The organism is Streptomyces sp. P17, assembly GCF_032436805.1.
GTDB lineage: Bacteria > Actinomycetota > Actinomycetes > Streptomycetales > Streptomycetaceae > Streptomyces.
The window spans coordinates 1-10,290 of the sequence record NZ_JAVRBF010000117.1 but is presented as its reverse complement, the minus strand read 5'-3'; the positions used below and the strand labels follow the sequence as shown (position 1 = coordinate 10,290).

6 protein-coding genes and 3 pseudogenes are annotated in these 10,290 nt (G+C 71.6%); 5 read left to right on the top strand and 4 right to left on the bottom strand.

Translation table 11 applies throughout. The features are described 5' to 3' along the window. Positions 1-121: 121 nt before the first annotated feature. From RMT89_RS38860 to RMT89_RS46190, 3 pseudogenes are all read left to right on the top strand, one after another. Positions 122-517 (top strand): annotated as a pseudogene (locus RMT89_RS38860) (Imm49 family immunity protein); the annotation flags it as partial. Positions 518-555: 38 nt separating this feature from the next. Then, positions 556-981, top strand: a pseudogene (locus RMT89_RS38855) (type VII secretion integral membrane protein EccD); the annotation flags it as partial. A gap of 10 nt (positions 982-991) precedes the next feature. Further along, positions 992-2,124: pseudogene (locus RMT89_RS46190) on the top strand (hypothetical protein); the annotation flags it as partial. 586 nt (positions 2,125-2,710) lie between these two features. On the opposite strand, the gene RMT89_RS38845 reads toward RMT89_RS46190, so the two are convergent. Next, positions 2,711-3,091, bottom strand: a complete 381-nt coding sequence (locus tag RMT89_RS38845) for a hypothetical protein (protein WP_315888475.1) — start codon at positions 3,089-3,091, stop codon at positions 2,711-2,713. A gap of 80 nt (positions 3,092-3,171) precedes the next feature. On the opposite strand from RMT89_RS38845, the gene RMT89_RS38840 reads away from it, so the two are divergent. Beyond that, positions 3,172-3,384: a hypothetical protein gene (locus tag RMT89_RS38840; protein ID WP_315888474.1), complete on the top strand. Its 213-nt coding sequence runs from the start codon at positions 3,172-3,174 to the stop codon at positions 3,382-3,384. Positions 3,385-3,466: 82 nt separating this feature from the next. Here RMT89_RS38840 and RMT89_RS38835 read toward each other — a convergent pair whose 3' ends face one another. The 3 genes from RMT89_RS38835 to RMT89_RS38825 all read right to left on the bottom strand — a co-directional run bounded on the left by RMT89_RS38835 (position 3,467) and on the right by RMT89_RS38825 (position 8,878). Next, positions 3,467-4,531, bottom strand: coding sequence for a hypothetical protein (locus RMT89_RS38835; RefSeq protein WP_315888473.1), 1,065 nt, complete (start codon positions 4,529-4,531; stop codon positions 3,467-3,469). Positions 4,532-5,018: 487 nt separating this feature from the next. Continuing rightward, entirely contained in the window at positions 5,019-7,130 is a 2,112-nt protein-coding gene (locus tag RMT89_RS38830) for a hypothetical protein (protein WP_315888472.1), read from the bottom strand. Then, positions 7,127-8,878, bottom strand: coding sequence for a DEAD/DEAH box helicase (locus RMT89_RS38825; RefSeq protein ID WP_315888471.1), 1,752 nt, complete (start codon positions 8,876-8,878; stop codon positions 7,127-7,129). Before RMT89_RS38825 ends, RMT89_RS38830 begins: the two co-directional genes overlap by 4 nt. Before the next feature lie 171 nt (positions 8,879-9,049). On the opposite strand from RMT89_RS38825, the gene RMT89_RS38820 reads away from it, so the two are divergent. Further along, positions 9,050-10,219, top strand: a complete 1,170-nt coding sequence (locus RMT89_RS38820) for a hypothetical protein (RefSeq protein ID WP_315888470.1) — start codon at positions 9,050-9,052, stop codon at positions 10,217-10,219. The last annotated feature ends 71 nt before the right edge of the window (positions 10,220-10,290 follow it).

Here is a 10,290-nt window from a genome sequence, read left to right as displayed (position 1 = left end):
GCAGGAGGCGGAGTCATCAACATGCTCAGACAACACCGACACCCCTCCCGCCGTCACGGCCCACCAGCGGATTCAACTGATACCGCTACGTGCGGAGGATGGGCCTAGCCGGAGCGTGAGGATGCCGTCAATGGAGGACCCTTCCGTGACCGCCACCGTCCCCCGGATCCTGCGCCATGACTTCCGCACGGGCAACGCTGCTGAAGCCATCGCACCAATCGTCGAGAGCACCAAGGAAGTGCTCGACGAGATCGAGACGTCGGCGGACTACCGCTACGACGCCCAGATGCTCACGCTGGCTGTCGCGAAATGGCGCTGCCTGACGGACCCCGTGGCGGGGGAGTTCCCGACATGGGAAGCGTGGGTCACAGCCATGCAGGTAGGCTCCGCACTGTTCGACTCAGCCACAGCCGCCGAGGGCCCCGTACCGTGCCGGATCGGGAGTGCGGGCGAGGTGAAGAACCTGCCTGCGACGGGGCCGACGCCTTATACGCACGCGGGGGCGTGGCTCACGTCGGTCTATCTGGCGACGATCTGCCGGGAGAACGACCGTCTCGATCGACTGCGATCGCGACCGTCGTGCTGGCCGCCTCAGCGGCCGTGGCCGGAGTCATGGTGCTGTGCTCGGTGTCGGTGTGGACGGTGCTGCTCGGTGTCATGGTCATGGTGGCGCTCGGGCTGCGGGCGCGTGCGTTTCCGCTTACCGCCGAGGTCGTGGTGCTGCTGGTGGCCGCGAGCGTTGTCGCGGTGCGGCTCGCTGTGCTGTGGCTGGAGTACACCGCGGCGGCCGGGCCGGTTGCCGTACTGGCCCTGCTCGCGGTCGTCCCCCTCGTGGTGCTGAGCGTGGAGCCCGCCGAGCATGTGCGGGTTCGGCTGCGGCGCATCGGCGACGTCCTGGAGTCAACCGCCGTGATTGCCATGCTTCCTCTGGTCATCGGCGTGTTCGGGGTCTACGGGCGGCTGCTCGACACCTTCGCGTGAGGACACGGAGATGGGCATGACCGGTGGAGGAGACTGGCAGCACGCTCTGCTGCGGGAGCTCGCCGGCGGTTCTTCCGGGGAGGCACCGGTCCAGTCCTCTCCCGCCGATCCCGGCGCGGTCCCGGGCTCCCCCGCGCAGCCGGAAACGGGACCCGCTGCGGTTCCCGAGCCGTCCCCCGCTGCTCCTCCGGTGCCTCGCCCGACCCGCGACCCGCAGGGCCCTGCCCCGACCCCGCGATCCCTCCCCACGTCGACCCCCGTCTCGCCATTGCCCTCGGCCGCCCCCAGCACGGCGACTCGGTCGCACGTCGTGCCGGGCGCTCCCTGATACAACTCACCGCCTCCGCCAGGCAGGAGATCGCCGAACAGACCCGGTTTGCTGAGGAGTTGCAGCAGCCGGTGACGACCGGCCGGGTGATCGCGGTGACCTCGATCCGGGGTGGCGTCGGCAAGTCGACGGTTTCCGCGCTGCTGAGCCGTACCTTCAACCACTACCGGCACGACCCGGTGCTCGCCCTGGAGGCCGACGCGGCGCTCGGCACGCTCCCGGTGCGGCTGGGCGCGGACACGGTGCGCTGGTGCTGTGCGGACCTGGCCCGGATTCTCACTCCCTCCATGCGGCTGACCGACGTCACCGGCTACCTGGTGCCGGTGGCCGACGGCGGCTGGCTGCTGCCCGCGGGCCAGGGCCGGGTCGGCGCCCCGCTGGACCTGCGCACCTACATGACGGTGACGATGGCCCTGCGGCGCTATTTCGCGGTGACCGTGGTGGACTGCGAGACACTGCCCGGTGAGGTGGCGCGCGCCGCGATGGACACCGCCCACGCACAAGTGGTGGTCGCGCCGATGACCGCCGAGGGCGTGCACGGCACCCGGCAGGTCCTCGACTGGCTCGGGCAGTTGCCGCACTCCGCCCTGGACACCACCGTCGTCGCCCTCAGCGCGGCCTCCCCCGACACCACGCTGGATGTGAAGTCGGCTGCCGCGCACCTGCGCGAGCCCGGCGTGCCTGTGATCCCGCTGCCCTACGACCGTCATCTCGCCCAAGGAGGCCCCATCCACACCGCCATGCTGGGCCAAGCCACCCGCGACGCGGCCGTCCGCCTGGCGGCCGAGGCGATGCAGCGGGCGGTGCGCGTCCGGTTACCCAGCAGATCATCCACCGGCCCGCGCGCTCCACCCGCCCGCTCGCCGCCGCCGAGCCGCGCACCATCGAGGCGCCCCCGAACCTGCACCGAGGCCGACCACCGCCAACTGACCGGTGATCAACGGACTGGCGTCGACAAGGCCTGTCAATACCTCACCACCAACGCCGACTTCGTCCACTACGACCTGGCTCTCGCCGCCGGCTGGCCGATCGCCAGCGGCGTCATCGAGGGAGCAGCACGCCATCTGATCGCCGACCGGCTCGACATGACCGGCAGCAGATGGAGTGTCCGGGGAGCCGAGGCACTCCTGGTCCTGCGGGCCATCACCAGCAACGGACACTTCCCGGAGTACTGGAATTTTCACGTCCGCGCCGAACAACACCGGCTCCATCCACCGTCCACCAGGCCGACTTCTCAAGCTCACAGCCTGATCGACAACCTCACCAGTGCGGAGCTACACCCTTCCAGGAACCCGTGCGCCTGAACCGCGTACCCGCCGGCCAGTACGAAGCCGTATCCCGCGGCGGCTCCAAGACCGATACGGGCGAGTCGGGCGTGGAAGGGATCCATGCAGGTGGATACTACGCAGCCCTGCGGGCCAGTTGCGGGAATCGCCCTTCCCACATCAACCGCGCGCGCGGCGGAAGCCACAGCCTCTGCCACACGGCCGAGAGCAGCACCGGATCCAGGAACGTCCGCAGTTCCTCCACATGCATGGCCTCCCGGATGACCGGCTCATAGAGCATCCGCAGGTCAACGTCGTCCGACAGGTCGTAGACGCGCTTCGGCGTCCAGTCCAGCACAGTCGGCAGAACCACCACCCCGGCTGCCGGACCGGCCAGTTCCTCCAGCGTCTCCGGAACCGTGTAGGGCCGGATCTGATGGCGTCCCGCCGGGTGGTGTAGCCGATCAACGGACCGGAACTCGCAGGTCACGCCGGGTACTTCGACCGGCTGAGGCACTCCCCGCGCCTGACCGGGCCACTTCGCGTGCCGCGCCAACGGAGAGATCATCGCGAGCCAGGTACCGGAAGGCGAAGCGCATGATCGCTTACACCACCTCGCGGGACGCGACCCCGGATCTCCGCGTACCGCACCCGAGACTCCATGCGCCCAGTATGCCCCTGCGCGAGCGCAGTCCGCCGGTTGCCGTGGCGTCCGTCAGCGACGTCGGCGACGCCTCGATCCGCGACCAGGCACGGGAGCTGCGGGGCGCCACCCGCCCGCGGGGCATCGGAGGCCGCCTCCGGAGCTGACCACAGGACCACGGTCGTCCCGATCATCGTGACCGCCCTGAACTCGCTCCAGCAGCACATGCCCTGTGGACTCGGAGTCCGTTCAGCGGAAGAACTGCCCTGCCGCCCCCTGTACCCGAGCCGGCAGCGCTGCCCCGACCTCGGTCGCGAACCTCAGCAGCTCCTGATGCCCGGGAAGCTCGCTCAGGGCCTCGCCCACCAGGGCGCGGGCCCGGTCCGTCTCGCCGTCCCGCCAGGCCAGCCGGGCCTGGAACAGCAGCGACTCGGCACCGGCAAGGGCGGGGTGCGCAGCCAGCCGGGCGAGGCGGTCCGCCGCGTCGCAGTCCGCGAGCCGCTCCAGCAGCATCCCGTGCCACTCGGCCAGGTCCCCGGCGCGGCGCTTGCGTTCATAGCCCGAGGGGTCGTAGCCGTATGCCCGCTTCGCCCGTGCCGGCTGCGTCTCGGCAAGCCGGTCGAGTGCCTGCAGGTACCCGTCCGCGCAGGCCCTCCAGGCGTCAGGATCGGGCAGCAGGCGTGCGAGGACCGAGGCGAGCGAGGTCTCACGCTCGCTCACCGTGCCGAAACCGGTCCGTGTCCAGCCGTAGCGGGACTCCCAGCGGGCCAGCTGCGGCATCGCGTGCTCGGCCAGCACGACCGGCCCGTACTGCCTCAGCACCCTGCCCCAGAGTGCCGCGACGGCGTCAGAGACGACGAACCGCGCCGCCTCCATCGGATCCTCGGAGCGGAAACAGTCGTAGTCCTTCACGTAGCAGGCCAGGTCGACCAGCGCCTCCACCGCGTCCTCGGCCGGGCGGGAGTCCTGCGCCGCCAGTGCTGCCTGTGCCTCGTCGGCCAGGCGGCGGAAGGTGAATCGCCAGCGGGTCCGCTCCTTGGGCGAAACCCGGCGGTCCCCCGCGAGGTACGAGCCGGCCCGCGCCAACGCGACGAACTCGCGCACCTCCTCCCGGACCCGCACCGGATCGGGGACCTCGTCCCGAGGCCGCGCACGCGGAGCTGGGGGAGCCGGCGCAATCTCCGCCTCGATCCGCTCCCGCACCGGCGCGGCACCCCGCCAGTACAGGTTCCACAACGCCTTCCTCAGGCGCTCCTCATCGAGCCCAGCCAGCTTCGCGAAGAAGTCCTCGCGGTTCATCCGGTTCGTCGGCACGGCGATCCATCCTAGTCGGGCCCACAGGACTCCCCGGACCAGCAGCCGTCCGGCCCGGTCGGCGCTTCTCAGCCCGCGCGCCGAAGCCGACGCGGTCTCGACCGGGTCAGGAGCCCGGCAAGCAAGCCGAGCCGGGAACGGTGCCTACTGTCGTTGCCGAAACCACTGCTGCCGTAGTGCTACAGGCCGTGCTGATCTGGGATCCTCATAAGGTTGCGCGCTGACGCTTCCGGTCGCCACGCTGCATGGTGCGGTATGCCTCGAACTCGGCGGTGATGCCCAGCCATTGGTGGCAGGCACGGGCGCTGAGCAGCAGCCGGGCGATCTGCTGGTAGCCGGTGACAGCCCTGAGGGGCTCGATGGCGCGCCGGTAGACCCCGAGCGCGTCCGCCGGGTGGTCGGCGGCGAGGCGATCGGCAAGCGCAGCCCTCGTCAGTGCGTTCCGGGTAGGGGCGGCCCGGCCGATCGGGCCGGGCGCGGTGCGCGGCTACCAGGGCTGGTCCTGGGTCAGTTTCAGCAGGCGCTGCAGGTGCGTGCCGGCCTTGCGCAGGTCGGCCTCGGGGACCTGCCACAGCAGTGCCGCGTCGCCGTAGCCGCCTCCGCCGACGCCGCTCCAGTAGCAGGCGGACCGTTCGGCGGCGGCAGCGAGGACCGCAGCCGGGTAACGCTCCCGCAATGCCTGCGGGTCGGCCAGTCGCCACCAGGAGGCCAGGGCTCGTGCGGCCAGGTGCGCCCCGTGCCGGGCAGGGGTGCGCTGCCACAGCAGGTGGGCGACCGGGTCCAGCTCGGCTCTGGTGCGCGGGAGGCGGGTGGCCGGCTCGGTACCGCCTGGGCGGTAGCGCGCCATCATGGTGCTGGCGTTCAGCGCGTAGGGGCTCTGGTGGGGCAGGACCTCGGCGATCAGCCGGTCGGGCCCGAGAGACCAGCGCAGCAGGTAGTCATGGCGTCCCCGGTCGGTGCGGACCTCGCCCCCGGCACTGTCCCAGCCGCGTCGTCCCTCGGCGGGGAAGACCGCGACGCTGCAGGACTCCACCCGCTCCCGGGAGCCGACGCCGATCCCGTACAGCGGCCCGGCCGCGCCGTACAGCCGCAGCAGGGCGGCGGCGGGCGAGTCTGGGGCACACAGCCGCTCCAGCTTGCGGCGGTCGCCCCCTGCGGCGTGTTCCCAGAAGGTGAAGGCGCGCTTGTGCAGGGTCTGGGGATCGACAGATCGGCGCTGCGACGGGGAGAGGGCACGGCCGGGTATGGCCGGCCGGGAGCCGGGGCGGGAGGAGGCGGCGCGCACTATGGACGCCTCGGCGGTTCGCCCGGCCTTCGCTTCACCTCTGCTTGGCGGCGCAGCGCCGCCTGCGGCCTCGGCGTTTCGTGCGACCGATGGCCCCGCAGCGATAGTGGCGCCCGCACGCACCGGCGCCACCGCGCCTTCCGCGGATGCGGCAGCGTGCGCGGCGGCGCCGTCGCGGGGCGGCGGTACGGACTCCGGGGCCGGCACCGGGGTGGGGCGCTTGGGTGCCAGGCATCGGGCACAGCCCAGGTGGGTCTTGGCCGCGACCAGCGGCGCACCGCTCTGCGCACAGGCCGGGCAGCGTAGTGGGGCGAACTCTCCGGCGGGCAGCAGCCAGTCCAGGTCCAACGGGTAGCGCCGCTCGCCCCTGCGGACGTCCAGCGCGAGGCGCAGCACCGGGACTCTCAGCAGGTGCAGCCGGTAGGGAGTGAGCGTGTGGCGGGCACGATATTTCGTGGCGATCTCGGCCAGGCGGCGGGCGCGCTCCTCGCGGGTGCTCTCGATACGGGCGCGCAACAACGCCGCGCGGTCCTCGGACGCGGTGGCGGCACGGCGCTCCAAGGAGTCCACGGCGGCGGCGTAGTACTCCTCGGCGCGGGCGCGCTCCTTGGCGTACGCGTCGCCGATCTGCCCGGCCAGCCCATCACGGCGCAGCGCGGCGGCGGCCTCCAGCATCCGGTGGGCCTCAGCGAGGGCCACGGCCAGGTCCGGCCGGCTGGTGGAGGCGTAGTCCACGGCGGCGGCGAGCTCGACCGGCAATGCGGTCTCGGCACGGGAGTCGTGGCCGGTGCGGGCGAGGCACTCGCTGACCCTCGGCGGCACCCGCAGGCGGCTGGGTACGTCGACGAACACCTCGGCCTGCTCCTGGAAGTGGTCCTCCGCGGAGAGCTCGTAGCCCACCAGAGCGCCCACGCGCAGCACCGGCCGCAGGGCCCGCTCGGGCGTGGCGTCGGCGCGGGGATCCAGGCGACCGTGGTCGACCGGCAGATGCTCTCGGGCCTTGGACAGCAGCGTGGCGGCATCGGGCGGTACGGAGCGCGGCGCGGCCAGGGTGAGGGTGCCGGTGTCGCCCGCGGCCAGAACGCTCTCGGCGGCCTTGGCGACCACCGGGTGCCCGGTCACCAGCAGCAGGGCGCCGTCTTCGCGGGCGACGTCGGGGTCGGCGGTGACCGCGGTCTCCTCGGGCAGCTCCAGCTCACTCGCCAGGGCAGCGGGCAGGAGTGCCAGGGCGGTGTCCCCGGCGTCCTCCCACAGCCCACCGCGGTGGGCGACCCAGTCCAGCCAGAAGGCCAGCCCCGCCTCCTTGCGGATCACCGGCCCGCCTCCCGCTCGTCATCGCCGCCGACCAGTGCGTCGATCGCGCCGCGGCTGTCCAGGTAGTCCGTGCGGGCACTGACCAGCCGCTCACCCAGGCGCTCCAGGCGTTCCTCGAACTCCGCATCGTCCCCTGCGGTGGCGAAGGCGTCGAAGACGGAGGCCTCGAAGTCGAAGTCCTCGTCCACCCGGCCCAGGATCATGTCGAGCTCACCGACGACCAGCTCAAACAGATTGATCTTGGATTCGAGGACGTGCAGGATCCGCTGCTCGATGGTGCCCCGGGCGACCAGATTGGTCAGCACCACGTCGTGCTCCTGCCCCACCCGGTGCAGTCGGCCCAGGCGCTGCTCGATCTGCATGGGGTTCCACGGCAGGTCCACATTGGCCATCACATGGCAGAACTGCAGATTGCGGCCCTCTCCGGCGGACTCGGTGGACAGCAGCACCGGCGCCTGATCGCGGAAGGCCGCCACCGCCGCTTCCTTGCCCCGGCGCGAGAGGCTGCCGTGGTAGACCGCCGCCTGGACGCCCTCGCGCTCCAGCCGCGCGGCGAGCGCGTCCAGGGTCTGCCGGAAGGCGGTGAACACCAACACCTTCTCCCCCTGTCCGTTGTGCCGGCGCAGCCGCTCCAGCAGTAGCTCCGCCTTGGTGGATCCCTCGATTTCCCGGGCCAGCGCCGCCAGGTCTGGCCAGCCCGCCTTGGCCAGGGTCGGCGCGGCAGCCTGCGGGCTCGACCCGGCCAGCCGGGTCAGCCCGCGCAGAGTTAGCAGCCGCGCCGAGGACGCGCCCTTGGCCTCCGCCCTGATCCTGGCCGCGATCCCCGCATACAGCTCCGCCTCCTCCTGCGAGGGCGCCACCAGCACCGTCTCGGCCAGCCGCTGCGGCAGCAACACCTCGACCTCGCTGCGTCGGTGACGAACCATCACCTCACGGGTACTGGCCCGCAGCGCGTCGAGGTTCCGCGGCAGCGAAGGATCCGTTCCGGCTCCGGCGTGCCGCTGGCGGAACTGCGCAGGGGTGCCCAGCAACCCGGGCGCGACCAGGCTCACGAGCTCGTACAGGTCCTGCAACCGGTTCTCCACCGGAGTCGCGGTGAGCAGCAGCAGATAGCGGGCACGCAAGGCCCGGGCCAGCTTCCCCGAGGCGCTGCGCGGATTGCGCAACCGGTGCGCCTCATCCGCCACCACCACATCCCACTGCCCTGTGGTCAGCCGGGACTTCAGCGGCTCCCGGCGCGCGGAGGCGATCGAGGCCAGCACCACCGGCCGTTCCGCGCCCGCGTCCGCGTCCGCCCACTCCCGGCCCCGGGCGATCACCGTCGGCAGGCCGAACTTGCGCTCCAACTCTTCGCGCCACTGCTCGACCAACCCGGCCGGGGTGAGCACCAGCGTCCGGTCCGCCAACCCGCGCATCCGCAGTTCGGACAGCACCAGGCCCGCCTCGATGGTCTTGCCCAGCCCCACCTCGTCGGCCAGGATCGCCCGGCCGCGCATCCGCCGCAGCACCGTCCGAGCGGTCTGCATCTGATACTCGAACGGCACGAACGACAGCTGCGGCAGCGACAGGAAGGAGTCGAAACCGGGCCTGCGCCACACCGCCACCGCGGCGTCCACCAGCACCGAGGTGGCCGGATCCACCGGCGCCGTGCCCAGCCGGGCCAACAACATCGCGAACGCGTCGGGCAGTCCTTCGGGCCGTAGGGCCGAGCTGTCCACGGCGACAGGGCGGGTGGCTGCGGTACTCAAGCGACCTCGCTCGGGGAACGGCGGAGCGGACGGAAACGGGCACGTTCCGTCACCCGTGCGGCCCAGCCTACCGACGGCGTCGCCGGGGCCGTAACCCTGACCTCACCCGAACGAGTGACACTCCAGGTCCCGTGAAATGCGCCGAAGTGCCTGTCGGTAGGGTGCGCGGCCGTGAGCGAATACCAGTACTACGAGTTCCAGGCGATCGACCGACCGTTGACGAAGGACGAGCTCGAAGGGGTGCGGGCGCTGTCGAGCCGGGCCCGGATCAGCGCGACGCACTTCGTCAACGAGTACCACTACGGCAACTTCCGCGGCGATGAGCGTAAACTGATGGAGCAGATGTACGACGCCCACCTGTACTTCGCCAACTGGGGCTCGCGTCGTCTGCTGCTGCGTCTGCCCACGACACTGCTGCCCGCGCGCAGCGCCGAACCGTACTGCGCGGAAGACGTCTTGACCTGCTGGACCAGGAAAGGGCATCTACTGCTCGACTTCTCCTACGAGGCCGAGGACGGCGGCGAGTGGGACTTCGAGACATCCTTCACCCTCGCCTCCTTCACCTCCCTGCGTACCGAACTCGCCGCAGGCGACCTGCGCCCCCTCTATCTGGCCTGGCTCTCCGCACTCACCCGCTGGGAGTTGGAGGAGGACGTCGACGAGGACGAGTACACATCTGCCGTCGAGCCGCCCGTACCGGCCGGTCTTGCCCGGCTCACCGGCCCGCAGCAGGCTCTGGCCGACTTCCTTCATGTCGACCCGCATCTGCTCACCGCGGCTGCCCGCGCCAGCGGTGCCGCTCCTTCCCAGGCGATCGACAAGGACGCTCTAGCCGCCTGGATCGGCGCCCTGCCACCCCACGAGAAGGACTCCCTGTTGCTGGACGCGGCTCTGGGCACCGCCCCGCAGCCGGGCCCCACTCTGCTGGCCCGCCACCGCGCCGCGTCCCATGGTGCAGCCGGACCGTCCGCCGCCGCCCGACGCCGCTCGGCCGCGGAGCTCCTCGACGCCGCCCACGAGGTGCGCAGCGAGCACACCCTGCAGCAAGAGCAGGCCCGCGCCCGGGCCCGCCGAGCCGAACAGCGGGCTCGTGAGAGCCACCTGGATCGCATGGCCGAGAACACCGGGCAAGCCTGGGAGAACATCGTCCACCTGATCGGGCAGAAACAGCCCGGCCCCTACGACGCCGCCGTCACCCTCCTGAAAGATCTCCGCGAGATCCACGCCCGGGCGGGCACCCCCGAGGAGTTCGCCCAGCGCCTGCACGACCTGCGCGAGCAGCACCGCGGCAAGCCCTCGCTGATGCGGCGCTTCACCGACGCCGGCCTGACGGCCCGCTGAGAGCCCGTGAACAAACTGATCATTTCCGGTGTTTGGCGTCCTTCGTGCCCGCCAGGCGCCGTGACATCAGC

What these genes read in the sequence shown, in the direction of transcription:
- RMT89_RS38840 (WP_315888474.1), top strand. Translation starts at nt 3,172, where the DNA reads ATGATCGCTTACACCACCTCGCGGGACGCGACCCCGGATCTCCGCGTA.